This is a genomic window from Gluconacetobacter takamatsuzukensis, from assembly GCF_014174275.1.
Lineage (GTDB): Bacteria > Pseudomonadota > Alphaproteobacteria > Acetobacterales > Acetobacteraceae > Gluconacetobacter > Gluconacetobacter takamatsuzukensis.
This window is the reverse complement of sequence record NZ_JABEQK010000003.1, coordinates 79,099-97,086: the sequence shown is the minus strand read 5'-3', so window position 1 is coordinate 97,086 and position 17,988 is coordinate 79,099. Positions and strand designations below refer to the sequence as shown.

At 67.9% G+C, this 17,988-nt stretch carries 19 protein-coding genes and 1 tRNA gene; 11 read left to right on the top strand and 9 right to left on the bottom strand.

The genetic code is table 11. The features are described 5' to 3' along the window. Nucleotides 1–48: 48 nt before the first annotated feature. On the top strand, nt 49–594 hold the full coding sequence (locus tag HLH27_RS04915; protein ID WP_182948345.1) for an HdeD family acid-resistance protein: 546 nt from the start codon (nt 49–51) through the stop codon (nt 592–594). 52 nt (nt 595–646) lie between these two features. On the opposite strand, the gene HLH27_RS04910 is transcribed toward HLH27_RS04915, so the two are convergent. The 3 genes from HLH27_RS04910 to HLH27_RS04900 form a co-directional block, all read right to left on the bottom strand. Continuing rightward, nucleotides 647–1,360: an NADPH-dependent F420 reductase gene (locus tag HLH27_RS04910; RefSeq protein ID WP_182948342.1), complete on the bottom strand. Its 714-nt coding sequence runs from the start codon at nt 1,358–1,360 to the stop codon at nt 647–649. Then, entirely contained in the window at nt 1,357–1,953 is a 597-nt protein-coding gene (locus tag HLH27_RS04905) for a cupin domain-containing protein (protein ID WP_182948340.1), read from the bottom strand. Before HLH27_RS04905 ends, HLH27_RS04910 begins: the two co-directional genes overlap by 4 nt. Nucleotides 1,954–2,060: 107 nt before the next feature. Next, the gene (locus tag HLH27_RS04900) at nt 2,061–2,996 is read right to left on the bottom strand and encodes a hypothetical protein (RefSeq protein WP_182948338.1); all 936 of its coding nucleotides are present in this window, start codon (nt 2,994–2,996) and stop codon (nt 2,061–2,063) included. A 162-nt stretch (nt 2,997–3,158) separates the two neighbouring features. Between HLH27_RS04900 and HLH27_RS04895 the strand changes: the two genes are divergently transcribed. Then, nucleotides 3,159–4,145 carry a bile acid:sodium symporter family protein gene (locus HLH27_RS04895; RefSeq protein WP_182948336.1) on the top strand — a complete coding sequence of 329 codons (987 nt, stop codon included), beginning with the start codon at nt 3,159–3,161 and terminating at the stop codon, nt 4,143–4,145. A 10-nt stretch (nt 4,146–4,155) separates the two neighbouring features. Here the strand turns inward: HLH27_RS04895 and HLH27_RS04890 are convergent, their stop codons facing one another. Further along, on the bottom strand, nt 4,156–4,953 hold the full coding sequence (locus tag HLH27_RS04890) for an alpha/beta hydrolase (protein ID WP_182948334.1): 798 nt from the start codon (nt 4,951–4,953) through the stop codon (nt 4,156–4,158). A gap of 136 nt (nt 4,954–5,089) precedes the next feature. Between HLH27_RS04890 and HLH27_RS04885 the strand changes: the two genes are divergently transcribed. Further along, entirely contained in the window at nt 5,090–6,526 is a 1,437-nt protein-coding gene (locus HLH27_RS04885) for a pyridoxal phosphate-dependent decarboxylase family protein (RefSeq protein WP_182948332.1), read from the top strand. Nucleotides 6,527–6,562: 36 nt separating this feature from the next. Here HLH27_RS04885 and cobT read toward each other — a convergent pair whose 3' ends face one another. The 3 genes from cobT to HLH27_RS04870 all read right to left on the bottom strand — a co-directional run bounded on the left by cobT (nt 6,563) and on the right by HLH27_RS04870 (nt 10,286). Next, a complete protein-coding gene (gene cobT / locus HLH27_RS04880) occupies nt 6,563–8,464 on the bottom strand; it encodes a cobaltochelatase subunit CobT (RefSeq protein WP_182948330.1) in 1,902 nt (633 codons plus the stop codon). Between the two features lie 13 nt (nt 8,465–8,477). Then, complete coding sequence (cobS, locus tag HLH27_RS04875) at nt 8,478–9,512, bottom strand: cobaltochelatase subunit CobS (protein WP_182948328.1); 1,035 nt, start codon at nt 9,510–9,512, stop codon at nt 8,478–8,480. 171 nt (nt 9,513–9,683) lie between these two features. Beyond that, complete coding sequence (locus tag HLH27_RS04870) at nt 9,684–10,286, bottom strand: J domain-containing protein (protein ID WP_182948327.1); 603 nt, start codon at nt 10,284–10,286, stop codon at nt 9,684–9,686. Between the two features lie 73 nt (nt 10,287–10,359). On the opposite strand from HLH27_RS04870, the gene HLH27_RS04865 reads away from it, so the two are divergent. Beyond that, the gene (locus HLH27_RS04865) at nt 10,360–10,701 is read left to right on the top strand and encodes a BolA family protein (RefSeq protein WP_408870794.1); all 342 of its coding nucleotides are present in this window, start codon (nt 10,360–10,362) and stop codon (nt 10,699–10,701) included. Beyond that, nucleotides 10,698–11,306: a LolA family protein gene (locus tag HLH27_RS04860; protein WP_182948325.1), complete on the top strand. Its 609-nt coding sequence runs from the start codon at nt 10,698–10,700 to the stop codon at nt 11,304–11,306. Before HLH27_RS04865 ends, HLH27_RS04860 begins: the two co-directional genes overlap by 4 nt. Before the next feature lie 17 nt (nt 11,307–11,323). On the opposite strand, the gene lipB is transcribed toward HLH27_RS04860, so the two are convergent. Continuing rightward, entirely contained in the window at nt 11,324–12,022 is a 699-nt protein-coding gene (gene lipB, locus HLH27_RS04855; RefSeq protein WP_182948324.1) for a lipoyl(octanoyl) transferase LipB, read from the bottom strand. Between the two features lie 57 nt (nt 12,023–12,079). Here lipB and HLH27_RS04850 point away from each other — a divergent pair. The 5 genes from HLH27_RS04850 (at nt 12,080) to moaA (ending at nt 16,093) form a co-directional block, all read left to right on the top strand. After that, nucleotides 12,080–12,165, top strand: a tRNA-Leu gene (locus HLH27_RS04850). Between the two features lie 307 nt (nt 12,166–12,472). Beyond that, on the top strand, nt 12,473–13,357 hold the full coding sequence (gene galU, locus HLH27_RS04845) for a UTP--glucose-1-phosphate uridylyltransferase GalU (RefSeq protein WP_182948323.1): 885 nt from the start codon (nt 12,473–12,475) through the stop codon (nt 13,355–13,357). 2 nt (nt 13,358–13,359) lie between these two features. Then, nucleotides 13,360–14,763: a phosphoglucomutase/phosphomannomutase PgmG gene (pgmG, locus tag HLH27_RS04840; protein ID WP_182948759.1), complete on the top strand. Its 1,404-nt coding sequence runs from the start codon at nt 13,360–13,362 to the stop codon at nt 14,761–14,763. Between the two features lie 115 nt (nt 14,764–14,878). Beyond that, nucleotides 14,879–15,064 (top strand): DUF3553 domain-containing protein, encoded by a 186-nt coding sequence (locus HLH27_RS04835; protein ID WP_182948322.1) that lies wholly within the window; start codon nt 14,879–14,881, stop codon nt 15,062–15,064. A 9-nt stretch (nt 15,065–15,073) separates the two neighbouring features. Beyond that, entirely contained in the window at nt 15,074–16,093 is a 1,020-nt protein-coding gene (gene moaA, locus HLH27_RS04830) for a GTP 3',8-cyclase MoaA (RefSeq protein WP_182948321.1), read from the top strand. 121 nt (nt 16,094–16,214) lie between these two features. On the opposite strand, the gene HLH27_RS04825 is transcribed toward moaA, so the two are convergent. Continuing rightward, on the bottom strand, nt 16,215–17,087 hold the full coding sequence (locus HLH27_RS04825) for a methyltransferase domain-containing protein (RefSeq protein ID WP_182948319.1): 873 nt from the start codon (nt 17,085–17,087) through the stop codon (nt 16,215–16,217). Between the two features lie 41 nt (nt 17,088–17,128). Between HLH27_RS04825 and HLH27_RS04820 the strand changes: the two genes are divergently transcribed. After that, nucleotides 17,129–17,959: a ComF family protein gene (locus tag HLH27_RS04820; protein ID WP_246375488.1), complete on the top strand. Its 831-nt coding sequence runs from the start codon at nt 17,129–17,131 to the stop codon at nt 17,957–17,959. Nucleotides 17,960–17,988: the final 29 nt, after the last annotated feature.

Sequence of the window (17,988 nt, the reverse complement as noted above, 5' to 3'; positions counted from 1 at the left end):
GTCCGTATACTCCACAATATCTTCTGTTTTCGGCATTGAGGAGAGGCCATGGCCACCCCGTTCACGCAGCGCTGGGGACTGTTCGTCCTGCTGGGCCTGCTGTCCATCGCGCTGGGCATCGTCGCATGGATCGATGCGATTTCCGTCACCCTGGCCAGCACCGTCATCATCGGCATCGTGCTGGTGATCGCCGGTTCGGCGCAACTGTTCCACGCCTTTGCGGTGCGCGACTGGGGCGGCTTCGTCCTGTCGCTGCTGGGCGGCGCGCTTTATATCCTGGGCGGCATCTCGCTGATGTACGAGCCGGTCACCGGTTCGATCGTGCTGACGCTGTTCATTGCCGCCTGCCTGATCGTGTCGGGGACCATGCGCATGCTGATCGCGGCGCGCCATCGCGAGCTGAACGGCTGGTGGATCATCCTCGGTGCCGGGCTGATCAGCCTGCTTGTCGGTGTGTGCCTTTACATGACGCTGCCCTGGTCGGGATTGTGGCTGATCGGCACCTTCATCGCGGTGGAACTGATCGCCGCCGGCGTGGGCTGGCTCCAGTTCGGCCTTGCGTTGCGTCAGGCGAACAGTTTGACGTCTCCCTGAAGCCCAGGGCAGCCGGGTGGACGACGGAAGCGGGGAGCATGGCCCCCCGTTTTCATGTCCGGGGCAGACCCAGGCGGGCGCGCAGGTCCGGGGCCGTCAGGCTGGCCTCGAACCCGTCGGAGCCGGGCTGGAACAGGCGCGCGCTGGCCAGCGGGCCGACCGCGACCGGGTCGAACCCGGCCTCGGCGATCAGGGTGCCGACCGTGCGCATGGCCGCCGGATCGTCGCCGGCATAGGGAATGCCCAGCAGCGGCGGCGCACGGTGGGCCTCGGCGGCAATGGTCGACATATCCTCGGAATTGAAGGCGCGGACGACATGCGCGCCCGGAAAGAACGACTGGGTGACGAGGCCCGCGCCCTGCTGCCGGGCCGTGCGGGCGACGCTGCCGTCGCGCCACGGATAGGGGTTGCAGGCATCGATCACGATCTTGCCCGCCAGCAGCCCGTGCAGGCTGGCACCCACGGCAGGCAAGGCGCCGTAGGGGACGGCCAGCAGGACGACATCGCCGAACCGGGCGGCATCCTGCGGCGTGCCGGCCTGCGCGTTTCCGCCCAGCGTCTCGGCCGCCGCGCGGGCCGAGCCGATATCGCTGGCCGAGAGCATGACCGGATAGCCGGCGCGCAGCCACAGGCCCGCCAGGGTACTGCCGACATGGCCGGCGCCGATAGTGCCGATCCGCAGGGGTTGCGCCGCCAGGGCAAGGCGGGCGGGCAGCAGGGCGCACAGCCCGGCCAGCAGGGTTCGACGGCGCAGGGGGCGGTTCATGCTTGGTGCCACAGGGCGGTCAGCGGACCACCCGCGCCTTTTGCCGGGTCGCTGGCGGGAAAGGGGACATGGTTCATGCGTGCGCGTTCCTCGGCCGAGAGCGCACTGCGGCGCAGGTCGAAATGCTGGTCGGGCGGGTAGGCGCCGACGACAAGGAAATCCTCATCCGATCCCAGGTTGCGGTGCCCGGTGCCAGCGGGCAACAGCACGACGTCGCCGGCCCGGACATCGACCACCCGGCCGCCGGGGCCGCCCAGCATCAGGCGCGCCGAGCCCGAGGCGACGCCCAGCACTTCGTGCGCCGTGGAATGGAAATGGTGAAAATCATAGACCCCCCAGCGCCATTGGGGCGGCCAGCCATTGGCGGTGAACAGGTCCTCGAACGCCGAAGCCGGATCGTGGGCGGGCAGCGCCAGCACGTTGCGGTAATACAGCACCGGTAGGTGGTCGTTGTTCGGCACCCAGTCATTGCTGGGCAGCATGAACGAATCGACGTCGTGATCGCCACCGCCCGCGGCATGTACCTCGGTCCCGGCCAGGGACAGGCCAATTCCGGCCAGGAAGGTCTGGAAAGCGCGTCGCGAGACGGTCATGTCCGGTATCCTCCAGCAGCGGGTGGAGGGGTCAGTATGTCCCGCCCGCGAAACGGGCGAACAGTGAAAAGCAGTTTATGAACCGGCCGGCGGCGCGTTCGCCGCGCTCAGCGCAGGGGCAGCGGGATGTGGTTGACGGTCAGGATGCCGCCTGCCCATTCGACATCCCAGGCCGTCTCGGCACTATCGGTATGGTGTCCGACCAGATTGGCCAGGATCAGGGCGGCAGCGGGACGGGTCTGGCCGGCGGCGCGCAGGGTTTCGATCAGTTCCGGCAGGTTGCGCATGCTCATATGGCCGCTGGCCGAGGCTGCGTCGGGGCTGCCGGTCAGTTCCGCCGAGCCGCTGCCTTCGAGCTGCATGTCGCCCCTTCGTGCCCGCAAGGTCCGGATCGTGACGGGCACGGCGACGCTGCGCGCCGGACGGCCGGCAGTCGCGGCCAGCAGAGGCCCCAGGGCCTGGGCCGGGATGGCGAAGTCCGATCGGGCGTCCTGCGGCAGCAGGGCCGCCAGCACCGTGTCGCCGTTCATGCCCGCGCCGCGCAGGTCCAGCGAAACGGCGATGGGCTGCGCGCCGCTGCCGCCGGACAGATGCAGGTGCATGGCGCCGAAGCGGATCTGTTTCGCACCGGTGCGCGCGACCGGTGCCGACCAGGAAATATCGTATGATGTGCCGGCCTGCAGCCCCGCCAGGACCGGCTGGAGCGTCGAGAGGAAATAATCCGCCGTGCAGCCGGCGCCATGATGGTTCACCAGCGCGCCCAGCAGCACCACCGATGCGGCGTCGATAATATCGCGCATGTCGCGCGCGCTGCCGCCGGCCCCGCTGACCGTGACCGATGCGGCATGCAGGGACGGGCCGCCCGCGTCGGGCAAAAAATGCAGCGCGTAATTGCGGGCGGTGGCTTCGGCCGGCGCGGCCGACAGGCTGCCGGCCGCGCCGACGGCGCAGGCCGGGGGTAGGGGCGCGGCATGCGCGCCCGACCCGGCTGCGGCCATCGCGAGAGCGGCGCCGAGGAGAGCCGGCAGACCGGGAATGCGCATGATCATCGACTCGCCCCGTGGATTGCGATCCTGTACCGTTCTTTCTTGGCACGGGATCGTGACCGAGGCGAGGCACGCTGCGATATTCCGGCGGCCATCGCGCCGGTCCATGGTGCGGACCGCCACATTCGTCCTTCATCCAGCGTCAGCGGACTCTTTCCGATGCTCAAGCCCGATCCGTTCCTGATCAGCCTTATCTGTACCGTGATCCTCGCCACCATCCTGCCCTGCCACGGGGCCGCCGTGCCGGTCTTTCAGGATCTGGCGATCGCGGTCATTGCCGTGATGTTCTTCATGCAGGGCGCGCGGCTGTCGCGCGAGGCCGTGGTGGGCGGCATCGTCAACTGGCGGCTGCACCTGGCCATCCTGCTGTGCACCTTCGCGCTGTTTCCGCTGCTGGGGCTGGGCCTGCGCGCGCTGTTTCCGCACCTGCTGCATCCGTCGGTCTGGCTGGGCATCCTGTTCCTGTGCTGTCTGCCTTCCACGGTGCAATCGTCGATCGCGTTCACCTCCATCGCCCGCGGCAACGTGCCGGCCGCCGTGTGTGCCGCGACCACATCCAATATCCTGGGCATCTTCATCACCCCGATCCTGACCGGGCTGGTGCTGGAGCGGCACGGCACGGCATCGGGCTCGGGCGGTGTGGTCGCCATCATGCTGCAATTGCTGCTGCCCTTCGTGCTGGGGCAGGTGCTGCAACCCTGGCTGGGCAAATGGGCGCATCGTAACAAGCGCCTTCTGTCCATGACCGATCGGGGGTCGATCCTGATCGTGGTTTATACCGCGTTCAGCGAGGCCGTGGTCCAGGGATTGTGGCACACGATGCCGCTGTCGCAGATCGGGCTGATTCTGCTGGCGGACAGCGTCTTGCTGGCCTGCGTCCTGCTGATCACCACGCTGGGCAGCCGGGTCCTGGGCTTCCCGCGCGAGGACGAGATCGCGATCGTGTTCTGCGGTTCGAAGAAGACGCTGGCCTCCGGCGTACCGATGGCGAACGTGCTGTTTCCGTCTGCCACCGTCGGCTTGGTGGTGCTGCCGCTGATGATCTTCCATCAGGTGCAGCTCTTCGTGTGCGCGGTGCTGGCCAGGCGCTATGCGCACGCCTGGGAGCGCCGGCAGGAGCCCGAGGCGTTGCAGAAAGCGTCCTGACCCGGGGCGGTCAGGACGTCAGGAAGGCCGAAAGCGCATCCAGAAGCGGCTGGGGCGCTTCCTCGGGGATGTAATAGCCGCACGCGATCTCGGCCTCGTCGAGCGGGCCGGTCGCGTAGGAGCGCCACAGGTCGGCGGGGTTGTACCACCCGCCCAGCCGCCCGTCGCGCGACCAGGCCACCAGCAGCCTGCCGGCGATGCGCAGGTCCCCCGGATAGGGGGGGATCCGGTTATGGCCGTTCGCGCCCGGGGTCTCGCCGGCCGGCATGGTTTGCAGATAGTCGGCCACCGCCGGCCGGCTGAACGGCGCCACGGAATGCGGCGCGGGCCGCGTCCATTCCTCGGGAACCGCCATCGTGGCCGATTCGGGTTTCGGATGAAGCTGGGCGAACCAGCAGCTGCTGTAGCGCGACAGTTCGAAGGCCAGGTCGGCGCGGCCGTAATGGCCGGGTGAGGGGATACATTCGATGGCGGCCATATGGGTCACGCGCTCCGGCGCCAGCCAGGCGGCGTAGGCGGCGATATGCCCGCCCGTGCCGTGCCCGGCCACGGCCAGATGCTCGTACCCCAGACCCTGCGTCAGGCGCAGCAATTCTTCCGCCTGGCGCCGGAAATCCAGGTCGCGCGGCAGGTCGGGGCACAGCACGGTATATGTGTCGGCCAGATCCGGCGCGACGGCATGCCAGGCCGCGTGGCTTTGCATCTGGCCATGCAGCAGGACCAGCAGCTTGCCGTGCCCCCCAAGTCTCGCCCGGCGCGGGCCGTCGCCCCACGCCACTTCCGTCAATTCGAGTTTGCCGAAGAACATGCAGGTTCCATTGAAGACTAGGTGCGCCCGATGGCACACATATAGGCACGCATCGTATTGTTCGACAGATTATCGGACAGAACCGGGCGACTGGCCAGCCCGCCGGCCGCCGACAAAAAAGGAAACGGACGCGCCCATGACCGGCCTGGACCCCGATAATTGGGACGAACTGCGTCGTCTCGGCCACCGGATGATCGACGATATGGTCGACCGGCTGGCGACCCTGCGGGATGGGCCGGTCTGGCGCCCGATGCCCGACGGGGTGCGCGACGCCCTGCATGAGACGCTGCCGACCGGCCCGACCTCGCCCGAGATCCTGTACGAGCGCTTTCGCGCCCTGATCGCCCCCTATGCCACCGGCAACACGCATCCGGGCTTCATGGGCTGGGTCCATGGCGGCGGCACCGGGATCGGCATGCTGGCCGAGCTGCTGGCGGGCGGCCTGAACGCCAATTGCGGCGGCCGCGACCATGCGCCGGTCGAAATCGAGCGCGCCGTGATCGGCTGGGCGGCCCGGATCATGGGCTTTCCCGACGATGCCACGGGCCTGCTGGTCACCGGGTCGTCGATGGCGAACATGATCGCGGTCGTGACCGCCAGCCGGGCGGCGCCGGACGGGCTGGGCCTGCGCCGGGCGGGCGTGGGCGGGCGCAGGCTGGTCGGCTATGCCGCCGCCACGGCCCATGGCTGCATCGCCCGCGCCTTCGACCTGACAGGGCTGGGTACCGATGCGCTGCGGGTGCTGCCGGTGGATGCCGACCACCGCATGGATCCGGCGGCGTTGCAGGCGGCGATCGCGGCCGACCGGGCGGCGGGGCTGGAGCCGTTCATCGTGATCGGCACCGCCGGCACGGTCGATACCGGGGCGATCGACGATCTGGACGCGATTGCGGATATCGCGGCGCGCGAGGGGATCTGGTTCCATGTCGATGGCGCCTTCGGCGCGCTGGCCATGCTGTCGCCCACCCGCCGCCCGGCATTGCGGGGGCTGGAGCGGGCGGACAGCCTGGCGTTCGATTTCCATAAATGGGCGCAGGTTCCCTACGATGCGGGCTGCATCCTGGTCCGCGCGCCGGGGTGGCAGGCGGCGGCGTTCGCGCAGTCCCTGGCCTATCTGTCGCGCGAGGATCGGGGGCTGGCCGGCAATGCGCCCTGGTTCTGCGACCTGGGGCCGGACCTCTCGCGCGGCTTTCGCGCGCTCAAGGTGTGGATGACGCTGGGCACCTACGGCACCGACCGGATGGGGCTGATGGTCGATGAATGCTGTGCCGTGGCGCAGCATCTGGCCCGACGGGTGGATGCCGAGCCGCTGCTGGAGCGCCTGGCGCCGGTGGGGCTGAACATCGTCTGTTTCCGCGTGCGCGTGCCGGGCGTGGATCTGGACCGGCTGAACGGCGAACTGGTCAAGGACCTGCACGAATCGGGCGTCGCCGCACCGTCCACGACCATGGTGGACGGCGTGCGGGCGATTCGCGCGGCCATCGTCAACCACCGTACGGTGGCGGCGGACGTGGACGACATGGTCGACACGCTGCTGCGGCTGCTGGCGGACCGGCTGGAGACGGTGGCGTAACGAAGCGGCGCCCGCCGCGCCCGTCAGCCGTCCCTCTCAGGCGCGGCGGCGGGCGGGGGTGAGCGCGCGTTCGTCGAACAGGTCGGAGAGTTCCTGCATCATCGTGCCGCCCAGTTCCTCGGCGTCCGAGATCGTGACCGCGCGCCGGTAATAGCGCGTCACGTCATGGCCGATGCCGATGGCCACCAGTTCGACGCCGCTGCGGTTTTCGATCTGGCTGATCACCTGGCGCAGATGCGTCTCCAGATACGAGCCCGGATTGACCGACAGCGTGCTGTCGTCGACCGGGGCGCCGTCGGAGATCACCATCAGGATCTTGCGGCTTTCCGGCCTTCCTTGCAGGCGCTTCCACGCCCAGAGCAGGGCCTCGCCGTCGATATTCTCCTTCAGCAGCCCCTCGCGCAGCATCAGGCCCAGATTCTTGCGCGACCGGCGCCACGGCATGTCGGCCGATTTGTAGATGATGTGCCGCAGATCGTTCAGCCGGCCGGGATTGGGGGGCTTGCCCTGTGCCACCCAGCGCTCGCGGCTCTGCCCGCCTTTCCACGCGCGGGTCGTGAAGCCCAGCACCTCGACCTTCACCGCGCAGCGCTCCAGCGTGCGGGCCAGGATGTCGCCGCACATCGCGGCCACCGAGATGGGGCGGCCGCGCATCGACCCCGAATTGTCGATCAGCAGCGTCACCACCGTATCGCGGAAATCGGTATCGCGCTCGTGCTTGTAGGACAAGGAGAGGGTGGGGTTGACCACGATCCGCGACAGGCGGCCAGCATCGAGGATGCCTTCCTCCAGGTCGAATTCCCACGCGCGGGTCTGCTGGGCCAGCAGGCGGCGCTGCATGCGGTTGGCCAGGCGCGACACCACGCCCTGGAGGCTGAGCAATTGCTGGTCGAGATGCTGGCGCAGGCGCGTCAGCTCCTCGGGGTCGCACAGATCCTCGGCCGCGATCTCTTCGTCGAATTGCGTGGTAAAAGCGTGGTAGGCGTTCGCCGGGTCCTCGGCCGGGGGCATGTCGGCGCCGCGCGGGCCGCCGGCCTCTTCCGATCCTGCGGCCTCGCCGGGTTCGGAATCGTCGGCATCCTCGTCGCCCATGCCGGTACCCTGCGCCAGCTGGGGCTGGAGGCCGGATTCGTCCTCTTCCAGTCCGGACGAATCCTCCTTCTTCTGCTGCTTCTGCTCCTCGGACGAGTCCGAGGGCTGGTCTTCGGATTCGTCGGACGATGCGTTGTCGCTGCCGTCCGGGTCCTCTTCGATCTCGGCCTCGCCCTCGATCAGTTCGCAGGCCACCAGCAGCCGGCGCGCCGCGCGGGCGAAGGCCCGCTGGTCGTCCTGGGCCGCTGCCATGTCGTCGAGCGCGCGCTGGGCAGACGGGCCCAGATGCTCGCGCCATTTGTCGGCTATGGCGCGCATGGAGTCGGGCACCGGTTCGCCCGTCAGCGTCTCGCGCGCCAGCAGCGACAGTGCGACGGGCAGCGGCATCTGGTCGCGCCGGTCGGCACGGTCATAGCCGCTGTCGCGATATTCGCGTTCGGCCTTGTGCTTCAGATTGGCCGCGACGCCGGCCATGTGGCGGGCACCCACGCTTTCCACGCGCGCCTGTTCCAGCGCCTCGTAGGCCGCCCTGGCGTCGGCCGGTTCGGGCCGGGTGGCGGCATGCAGCGCGGCATCGTGATGGCGCAGCCGCAGCGCCGCCGCGTCAGCGGCACCGCGAACGCGATCGATGTCCGCGTCCTGCAGGGTCGAACCCGGCTGGGGCAGGCGTACATGCTCGCCACTGACGGCGGCGGCGGCCGGGATCGGACCGCTCTGGAAGATCACGTCGGCGTTCGCGCGGCCGCCCAGCGCGCGCAGGACGCCGACGGTCGCGCGCTTGAACGCGTCCGTCCGCTCGGCGGCGGCCTGGCGGGCGGACAGGATGTCGTTCTTGCGGTCGCGCATGGCGGCTGGCCGATCAGCGCGCGCGCGGCGCGGCGCCGGTGGGGTCGACGTTGAAGCAGCGCTGGTAATATTCCGCCACCGTCTGCCGCTCCGCCTCGTCGCACTTGTTGAGGAACGTGACCCGGAACGCGAATTCCAGGTTCTGGAAGATCCGGTAATTCTCCGCCCAGCTGATGACCGTGCGCGGCGACATGACGGTGGAGATATCCCCCGCGATGAAGCCCGCGCGCGTCAGGTCGGCCAGCGCCACCATGCTCTCGATCCGCTTGCGGGCCGGCGCATCCTTGGGGTCGACCGCCATCTTGGCCATCACGATGGCGGTTTCCTGCGCGTGGGGCAGGTAGTTCAGGGTGGTCACGATGTTCCAGCGATCCATCTGGCCCTGATTGATCTGCTGGGTGCCGTGATACAGGCCCGTCGTATCGCCCAGGCCGACCGTGTTGGCAGTGGCGAACAGGCGGAAATACGGGTGGGGGCGGATGACGCGGTTCTGGTCCAGCAGCGTCAGGTGGCCCTCGATTTCCAGCACGCGCTGGATCACGAACATCACGTCGGGGCGCCCGGCATCGTATTCGTCGAACACCAGGGCGCAGGGGCGCTGCAGGGCCCAGGGCAGCAGCCCCTCGCGGAATTCCGTCACCTGCTTGCCGTCGCGCAGCACGATCGCGTCCTTGCCGATCAGGTCGATGCGAGAGATGTGGCTGTCGAGGTTGATGCGGATGCAGGGCCAGTTGAGGCGCGAGGCCACCTGCTCGACATGCGACGACTTGCCGGTGCCGTGATAGCCCTGGATCATGACCCGGCGGTTGAACGCGAAGCCGGCCAGGATCGCCAGCGTGGTGTCATGGTCGAACCGGTAGGTCGGGTCGGTATCCGGCACATGGTCGGTACGGACCGAGAAGGCCGGGACCTGCAGGTCGCTGTCGATGCCGAATATGTCGCGGGCCGAAACCATCAGGTCGGGGACATCGGGCAGGGCCGAGATCGGCGGCAGCGCCTCTCCTTTTTCGTCAACGGCTCCGGCTGTCAGGGTGGCGAGGTCATTCATAGGGGGTGCATCCGTCACGGCTGTTGGGTCCGGACACGCCACGATGTGGCGTCGTCCCGCATCCTGTTCTGGTCTGTGGCGTCCTGTCTTCGGCGCCCGGTTCGGGGTGCCTGCGGCGTTCTCTCGACGTTTCCGGTCTTACTATAGACGCTATCGCCGGCAAGGCCATGCCTACGCGGTACGTTCCAGGTCCGCCTCCCGCGCCGAGGCCAGGTGGGCGCGCAGCGTGGTGTAGGCGACATTGATGCTCTTGAGCAGTTCCTCCGACTGGCGATCGCCGCCATTGGCGTCGGGATGGTGTCGCCGGGCCAGGTCCTTGTAGCGCATCTTCAGCGTGTCCATCGACAGCGGCCACTCCAGCCCCAGCATGTCCAGCGGCTGGCGCAGGGCCTCGGGCATGTCGGGGCGGGCGGGAGTGCCGGCCCTGGGACCGGGACGGCGCGCGCCGTCCATCAGGTCCATCGGGTCGATGAAATCGTCCGGCCCAAGGCGGCCGGCGCGCTGGCCCAGCCGCCAGGAAGGGCGGTTCCACGACACGTCGTCGCGGATATGCGCCTCGATCTGGCCGGGGGACATGCCTTTATAATAGTCCCACCGCGCGTTGTATTCGCGCACATGGGGCAGACAGAACCAGAAATACTCGTTCAGCGCGTCGCGGGATTTCGGGGCGCGGTAGCCGGCGGTTTCGTCACATCCGGCCATGTCGCAGCACCGCGCCGGCGCATCCGGATCGGGGTCGAAAGCCCGGTGACGTGTGTTCTTTCGGGTCATCATCTGGCGTTATGTGCGTTCGAACCGTATTCGTGCAAGAGCCAAGAGAGACAGTCAGCAAGAGGGAACGGGAACAGTGAACAGCAGAGAGCACGCGCATGCGGCACCGCCTCTGGCGGAGGAGAGAAGGGTGGACCGGATCGGCCGGGCGATCCGCGCCCATCTTTCCCCCAGCCTGATCGAAATCGAGGACGACAGCGGCCGCCATGCCGGCCATTCCGGCATGCGCGGCGCCGCCGCGGGGGGCGAGACCCATTTCAATGTGCTGGTGGTCAGCACCGCGTTCGACGGGCTGGCGCGGGTGCAGCGGTCGCGGCTGGTGCATGACCTGCTGGCGCCCGAATTCGCCTCCGGCCTGCACGCGCTGTCGCTGACATTGCGCACCCCCGCCGAGCAGGCCCGGATCGCGGGCGCATGAGCCGTCGCGGAACGCTTTCGCGCCGGCTGTTCCTGGCCGCCCCCATGGCCGTGGCGGCCTGCCAGGCATCGCCCGGCGGGGTGGACCGGCATGACGTGGCGCGTGTCGAACGGTACCTGAACACCACGCATGGCCTGACGGCGCAGGTCGTGCAGACCTGGCCCGATGGCGGCGTGGGGGACGGCACGCTTTCCTACGAGCCGGGCAGCCTGCGCCTGGATTACCGGACGCCGCACCCGATGCGGCTGGTCGCGGCGGGCGGGCACCTGGTGTTCCGCGATGCGCAGCGCCAGTCGGTAACGCGCATGAACCTGTCGCACCAGCCGCTGGGGCTGCTGCTGGCCACGCCGGTGCATCTGGGCGGTGCGGTGGTGGTCACGGCGGTCCGGCACGGCGCCAATGTGTTGCAGATCTCCATGGCGCGCAGCGACAACCCCTCGCAGGGTCTGCTGACGCTGGGATTCGCCGATTTCGCCGGGCAATTGTCGCTGGTGGCGATCGACCTTGTCGATGCGCGGCGCAACCGCACCCGCCTGCATCTGACAGGGGTGCAGACGGGCGCGGATTTCCCGCCCGGTTTCTTTTCGCTGGACGCGCCGCTGTAGCCGGCGCGTCCCATCGATCAGGTTTCCTCGATCGGGGTCGGGACGCTGCCGAACAAAGGCTGCCAGCTGGCGCGCAGGGCCTCGTCCACCGTTGCCATGTCCACGTCGTGGCCCAGGGCGTGTAGGCTGGTCACGCCATGCTCGCGGATGCCGCAGGGCACGATGCCCTCGAAATGGCTCAGGTCCGGCGCCACGTTCAGCGCCACCCCGTGCCAGCAGGTCCAGCGCGTGACCCGGACGCCGAGGGCCGCGATCTTGCTCTCGCGCCCCGTCACCGGGTCGACGACCCAGACGCCGATCCTGTCCGCCCGCCGTTCGCCCGTGACATCGAACCGGCGCAATGTCCGGATCAGCCATTCCTCCAGCGCATGGACATAGGCCCGCAGGTCGCGCGCCGGCACCGTGCCCTGCTGGCGGGTGAGGTCCAGCATCACATAGGCCACCCGCTGGCCGGGCCCGTGATAGGTCCATTGCCCGCCCCGCCCGGCGGCGTGTGTGGGGAACCCGGACGGGTTGAACAGGTCCGCGTCCCGGGCCGACGTACCGGCCGTATAGGTGGGGGGATGTTCCAGCAGCCAGACCCGCTCGGGCAGGCTTCCGTCGCGGATTCCCGCCACCTGCCGCTCCATCCCCGCGATTGCCTCGGGGTAGGGAATGGGTGCCTGGCTTGAATTCCACAGAATTGTCTTTTCGGTCATTGCCCCTCGAACCTGCATCGTCTATACGGCCTTCCGTCAACACGGTATCGCTCAGGCGATGACCGATGTCACGGTGCGGTCGTGGCGGAATGGTAGACGCGCAAGCTTGAGGTGCTTGTGGGGGCAACCCCGTGGAAGTTCGAGTCTTCTCGACCGCACCAATCGACATGCCGGCATGCTCGGCACGATTGGCTTTATGCTGAAAATCAGGACAAACAGGATGCTTTCCCTGCCGTCAGGGCAAGGCTGCTCGCGTTAATTTTATGCGTTCGACAGCAGTGATGGCGGTGGTCCCGAGAGACTGCAATGCCGGCATCCTTTTGACCAAGCATCTTATTTTGCCACAGATATGTCATTTTTTTTTCGTCGTGTATCCCTTAGAACGAAATGCGAGCCCGGCCGTTTTCCCTGTACCGCAACCGTTCGTCGATGAGTTCGAACGTCCTGACTTCTAACGATGGATCGAAGATGACGCGTGTAATCAAACCCTTGAGAAAAGCCGTGCTTCCCGTAGCCGGCCTTGGTACCCGTTTTCTTCCGGCGACCAAAGCAATGCCCAAGGAGATGCTGACAGTCGTCGACAAACCATTGATCCAGTATGCGATTGATGAAGCCCGCGCCGCCGGTATCGAGGAATTCTGCCTGATTACCGGTCGGGGCAAGGATTCGCTGATCGATTATTTCGACGTTGCGTTCGAACTGGAAACGACGCTGCGCGAGCGTAACAAGCAGGATGCCCTCGCGGCCCTGGCGCCCAGCAGCATCGAGGCCGGTGCGCTGATCGCCGTCCGCCAGCAGGAGCCCATGGGCCTGGGCCATGCGATCTGGTGCGCCCGCAGCTTTATCGGCAACGATCCGTTCGCGATCCTGTTGCCCGACGATCTGGTCAAGAGCAACGTGCCGTGCCTGAAGCAGCTCGTGGAGACCTATAACGAAACCGGCGGCAACGTCCTCGCCGTGACCGAGGTCCCGCGTGAGCATACCAGCCGCTACGGCATCCTGAAGACTGGCAAGGATGACGGCCGCGTCGTCGAGGTGACGGGACTGGTCGAGAAGCCAAAGCCCGAGGAAGCACCCTCCAACCTGTCGATCATCGGGCGCTATGTCCTGACAGCCGACGTCATGCCCCATCTGGCCAAGCTGGAGCGCGGCGCGGGCGGCGAGGTGCAGCTGACCGACGCGATGGCCAAGATGATCGGGAACGTTCCCTTCCACGGCCTGCGCTACGAGGGGCAGCGTTTCGACTGCGGCAACAAGCTGGGCTATCTGGAAGCGCAGATCGCGATGTCGATCGACCGGCCCGACCTCGGGGACGCGGTGCGCGAATTCCTGAAAAACTATACTGGCGATTGATGGTGACGTTCGCGCACGGTTTCGAGCCGACGAGCCTGCGCGAATACGACATCAGGGGAATCGTGGGGAAGACCCTGCATCCTCGTGATGCCTATGCGATCGGGCGGGTCTTCGGCAGTGTGGTGGCCCGCCAGGGCGGCCGCACCGTCGCGGTCGGGTATGACGGTCGACTATCCTCGCCCGAACTGGAGGCGGCCCTGGTCGACGGGGCCGTCGCCTCGGGGGTGGAGGTGCTGCGCATCGGGCGCGGCCCGACTCCGATGTTGTATTTTGCGTCCGCCACCCTGAAGGCCGACGGCGCGATCATGGTGACCGGCAGCCACAATCCACCCGATCATAATGGGTTCAAGATGCTGCTGGCGGGCCAGCCCTTCTTCGGTCCGCATATCAGGGAGCTGGGGGAGAGCGCGGCACGCGGCGACGTGGTGCCGGAAGCCGCCGGCAGCGTGCGCGATGTCGATATCCGGCAGGCCTATGTCGCCCGTCTGGCACAGGACTGGGATGGTGGCGCTCGCCGGCTGAAAATCGTCTGGGATAACGGCAACGGCGCTGCCGGCGAGGTCCTGGCCGAACTGGTGCGGCAGATCCCCGGCGAGCATACGATCCTCAACGGTGCGATCGACGGCCGTTTTCCGGCGCATCATCCCGACCCGACCATTCCCCGGAACCTGGCGCAACTGATCGCCGCCGTGCGGGACACGGACGCCGATATCGGGATTGCTTTCGATGGCGATGCCGACCGGATCGGCGTGGTCGACGACCAGGGCGAGATCCTGTGGAGCGACCAGCTTCTGGTCCTTCTGGCGCGCGACGTGCTGCGTGCCCTGCCTGGCAGTACGATCATCGCCGACGTAAAGGCCAGCCAGATCCTGTTCGACGAGGTCGGCAGGGCCGGCGGACGGCCGCTGATGTGGCGCAGCGGCCATTCGCCCATCAAGTCCAGGATGGCGGAAACCGGCGCCCCTCTGGCCGGCGAGATGTCGGGCCATGTCTTCTTCGCCGACAGATGGTTCGGGTTCGACGATGCGCTGTATGCGGCGGTTCGCCTGCTGGGTATCGTCGCGCGGATGGATACGACACTGTCGGCGGCACGCGAGGCGCTGCCGATAATGGTCAGTACCCCCGAACTGCGTTTCGACTGCCCCGACGCCCGCAAATTCGCGGTGATCGAGGAGGTCGCGGCGCGGCTGGCCGAAGAGGGCGCCGACATGGTGACCATCGATGGCGTGCGGGTGAACAGTGCGGACGGATGGTGGCTGCTCCGCGCCTCCAACACCCAGGCCATGCTGGTGGCACGGGTGGAAAGCGCTGGCCATGAGGGGCTGGAACGCCTGAAGGCAGCCCTGACCGCGCAACTGGCACGCTCGGGGGTGACGGCGCCCGATTTCTCGGGCGAGGGGCACTGACAGGCGACCCGGGCTTTGAATATTCCGGCGCAGGCTGATATCCTGTACGGCCGTTTTCGTCGCCGTGCAGTGTGCCCGGGGCACGGCGGGGCTGGTTTCCGGAGGCTTCTGCCGCATGTCCGATGCGCTGCCTTTCCGTTCGTTCCTGGAGCCGGGGCAGTTCGTCCGCCATCCCGATCATCCGGAATGGGGACTGGGCCAGGTGCAGTCGGCCGTGGCCCATCGGGTGACGGTCAATTTCGAGGATCAGGGCAAGGTGCTGATCGATGCGTCTGTCATTCTGCTGACGGTTGTTTCCTGAAGGGTAGGCATGGGTACGCCATTCCTGGACTCGCTCGGCCGGGCCGTGACCTATCTGCGGGTTTCGGTCACCGACCGATGCGACATGCGCTGCGTGTATTGCATGGCAGAGAACATGTCCTTCCTGCCCAAGGCAGAGATCCTGACCTATGCGGAACTGGAGCGGCTGTGCGCCGCCTTTATCCGCAGCGGGGTCACGCGGCTGCGCGTGACGGGGGGCGAGCCGCTGGTACGGCGGGATATCGGCAGTTTTTTCCAGACGATGGGCCAGTGGCTGAACCGGACGGGCGATGGCGGCCATCTGGACGAGCTGACCGTGACGACCAACGGGTCGCGGCTGGAGGAGCATGCCGACATGCTGGCGCGGTCGGGTGTACGGCGTGTCAATATCAGCCTGGACTCGCTTGATTCTGAAAAATTTCATCGCATCACCCGGCGCGGCGATCTCGATCGGACCTTGGCGGGTGTCCGCGCGGCGCGGGCGGCGGGGCTGGCCATCCGCATCAATACGGTGGCGATGGCCGGGGTGAATGACGACGAATTCGATACGCTGCTGGCCTGGTGCGGCGAAATCGGCGCCGATCTCTGCCTGATCGAGACCATGCCGATGGGCGAGACGGGCGAGGATCGGTCCGATCGCTACCTGCCGCTGTCGGCCGTGCGCGCCGACCTGTCGCGGCGCTGGACGCTGGAGCCGCTGGCCGAGCGTACGGGCGGCGGACCGGCCCGCTATCTGCGCGTGCGCGAAACCGGGCGCAGGCTGGGGCTGATTACCCCGATGACCCATAATTTCTGCGAAAGCTGCAACCGCGTGCGCCTGTCCTGCACCGGGCAGCTTTACCCCTGCCTGGGGAATGAGGGCGCGACGGACCTGCGGCAGCCCCTGCGGGACGGGGCCAGCGATGCCGATCTGCTGCACCTCGTCCAGTCGGCCCTCCTGCGCAAGCCGAAGGGCCATGATTTCGTCATCGGCCGCCGCGCGGACGATCCTGCCGCCATCCGACGGCACATGAGCGTCACCGGCGGCTAGCCGGATTGGCAATGCGCACTGGCGGCGATCCGACGCACGTTTTCTGTGCTCCGATGCTCACGGTCATGAAGGCCGCTCCGCTTCGGTGCTCAAAATAGGAATTATTTTTATATTCAGATAATTATTCTATTTTCTTGATCGCATCCTCAAGCGATATCGAAAAGGCACCGGGCTGGAGCGGCTGGGGCTGGGTCTCCGCCGGGGCCCAGCCGGTCATGACAGCCACGCGCAGCGGAACGGACAGGGGGGTGTCGTCGGCACCGGGCATCAGGCCGGCGAGGGCGGCGGGGAACAGGTCGGGCCACGGGGTCTGCCGGCTGCGCAGCCGCAGGGCATTGGTCTCGCCGGCGGCGCGCAGGTCGCGTAGCAGGCCCATGGCGGAGCGATAGGCCAGCGTCAGCGTCTCTCCATCCGCGACCGGCAGGGCGAAGCCCGCGCGCTGCAACAGCGACGCACAGTCCCTGATGTCGGGAAAGGGCGAGACACGGGGCGCCGCGCCGCCGGTCAGCGCACATTCGGCCTCGGTGAGGGCGCGGCGCAGGTCCGCCAGGGTCGGCAGGACCGGCATGCTGGCCAGGAACAGCCCGTCCGGCTTCAGCGCGTGGCGGATCTGCGCCAGCGCGCCGGGCAGGTCGTTGACCCAGTGCAGCGACAGGTTGGCCACGACCAGGTCGAACGTGCCGGGGCCGAAGGGCAGCCATTCCTCGTCCGCGCACAGGACGGTGCCACCATTCACCCGCGCCATTTTCGGCGACAGGTCGCACGACACCACGCTGTCGATCCCGCGCGCGCGCAGCTGGGGGGCGACCACGCCACGGCCGCCGATATCCAGCGCCGCAGCGAAGCGATAGGTCGTGTCGTCCAGCCGATCCAGCAGCCGGTCCGCGACCTCCTGCAAAACGGGTGCGACGTCATGCACCAGCGGGGCGGCGCGATCGCGATGACGGCGCACGGCGGCGCGGTCGAAAATCACGGGATCGTTCATGGCTCGCATGTGCCCTTCCGGATGGACGGTGCCAATGGCACCTTTGCGTGATGGCTGGCACGACACGGAACGCGACGGAAACCCGATCGGCGCAGGGCAGGGCGGGTGGCCTGCCCTGGCGCATGGCCGCGCGCATGCTCGATCTTCTTCTGCCACCCGACTGCCCCGCCTGTCACCAGCCGGTCGACCGGGCCGGCCTGCTGTGCCCCGATTGCTTTCGCGGCATGAGCTTTATCGCCGACCCGTGCTGCGCGCGGTGCGGCCAGCCCTTTGCGGCGGCAATCCCCGGCGGTGCGGGCCGCGTCTGCGCCCCGTGCCTGGACACGCCCCCGCCCTGGCAATCGGGGCGGGCGGCGCTGGTCTATGACGAACGGTCGCGCGCCCTGGTCCTGCGCCTGAAATATGCCGATCGCATCGATCTGGCCCCGCTGCTGGCCGGGCATATGGCGCGCGCGGGCCGCGCGCTGCTGGCGCAGGCCGATCTGCTGGTGCCGGTGCCGCTGCACAGGGCGCGCCTGTTCCGCCGCCGCTACAACCAGGCCGGATTGCTGGCGGCGGCGATCGGACGGATCGCGCATCTGCCGGTCCTGCCTGATGCCCTGGTCCGGGTGCGCAGGACGCAGGCGCTGGCCCGCCTGGGGGCGGGTGCGCGCCACGACGTATTGCAGGGTGCGATCGTCGCGCGCGCGTCGCGCCGGGATGATCTTGCGGGGCGCCGGATCGTGCTGGTCGACGACGTGATGACGACGGGGGCGACATTGGGGGCCTGCGCGCGGGCCGTGATGGCGGCCGGGGCGGCATCGGTGAACGTGCTGGTCGCCGCCCGCGCGCCGGACCCGGCACGGTCCAATCGGGATGGTTGGAGACCGCCGGTCGGCTAACGGTATAGTGCCGGCGCACAAATGCGCTA

Coding starts and splice junctions, on each gene's coding strand:
- HLH27_RS04890 (WP_182948334.1), bottom strand. CDS start 4,953: ATGTTCTTCGGCAAACTCGAATTGACGGAAGTGGCGTGGGGCGACGGC.
- HLH27_RS04915 (WP_182948345.1), top strand. CDS start 49: ATGGCCACCCCGTTCACGCAGCGCTGGGGACTGTTCGTCCTGCTGGGC.
- moaA (WP_182948321.1), top strand. CDS start 15,074: ATGGGTACGCCATTCCTGGACTCGCTCGGCCGGGCCGTGACCTATCTG.
- cobT (WP_182948330.1), bottom strand. CDS start 8,464: ATGCGCGACCGCAAGAACGACATCCTGTCCGCCCGCCAGGCCGCCGCC.
- HLH27_RS04820 (WP_246375488.1), top strand. CDS start 17,129: ATGGCTGGCACGACACGGAACGCGACGGAAACCCGATCGGCGCAGGGC.
- lipB (WP_182948324.1), bottom strand. CDS start 12,022: ATGCAGGTTCGAGGGGCAATGACCGAAAAGACAATTCTGTGGAATTCA.
- HLH27_RS04900 (WP_182948338.1), bottom strand. CDS start 2,996: ATGCGCATTCCCGGTCTGCCGGCTCTCCTCGGCGCCGCTCTCGCGATG.
- HLH27_RS04860 (WP_182948325.1), top strand. CDS start 10,698: ATGAGCCGTCGCGGAACGCTTTCGCGCCGGCTGTTCCTGGCCGCCCCC.
- cobS (WP_182948328.1), bottom strand. CDS start 9,512: ATGAATGACCTCGCCACCCTGACAGCCGGAGCCGTTGACGAAAAAGGA.
- HLH27_RS04870 (WP_182948327.1), bottom strand. CDS start 10,286: ATGATGACCCGAAAGAACACACGTCACCGGGCTTTCGACCCCGATCCG.
- HLH27_RS04825 (WP_182948319.1), bottom strand. CDS start 17,087: ATGCGAGCCATGAACGATCCCGTGATTTTCGACCGCGCCGCCGTGCGC.
- HLH27_RS04910 (WP_182948342.1), bottom strand. CDS start 1,360: ATGAACCGCCCCCTGCGCCGTCGAACCCTGCTGGCCGGGCTGTGCGCC.
- HLH27_RS04885 (WP_182948332.1), top strand. CDS start 5,090: ATGACCGGCCTGGACCCCGATAATTGGGACGAACTGCGTCGTCTCGGC.
- HLH27_RS04905 (WP_182948340.1), bottom strand. CDS start 1,953: ATGACCGTCTCGCGACGCGCTTTCCAGACCTTCCTGGCCGGAATTGGC.
- HLH27_RS04895 (WP_182948336.1), top strand. CDS start 3,159: ATGCTCAAGCCCGATCCGTTCCTGATCAGCCTTATCTGTACCGTGATC.
- HLH27_RS04835 (WP_182948322.1), top strand. CDS start 14,879: ATGTCCGATGCGCTGCCTTTCCGTTCGTTCCTGGAGCCGGGGCAGTTC.
- galU (WP_182948323.1), top strand. CDS start 12,473: ATGACGCGTGTAATCAAACCCTTGAGAAAAGCCGTGCTTCCCGTAGCC.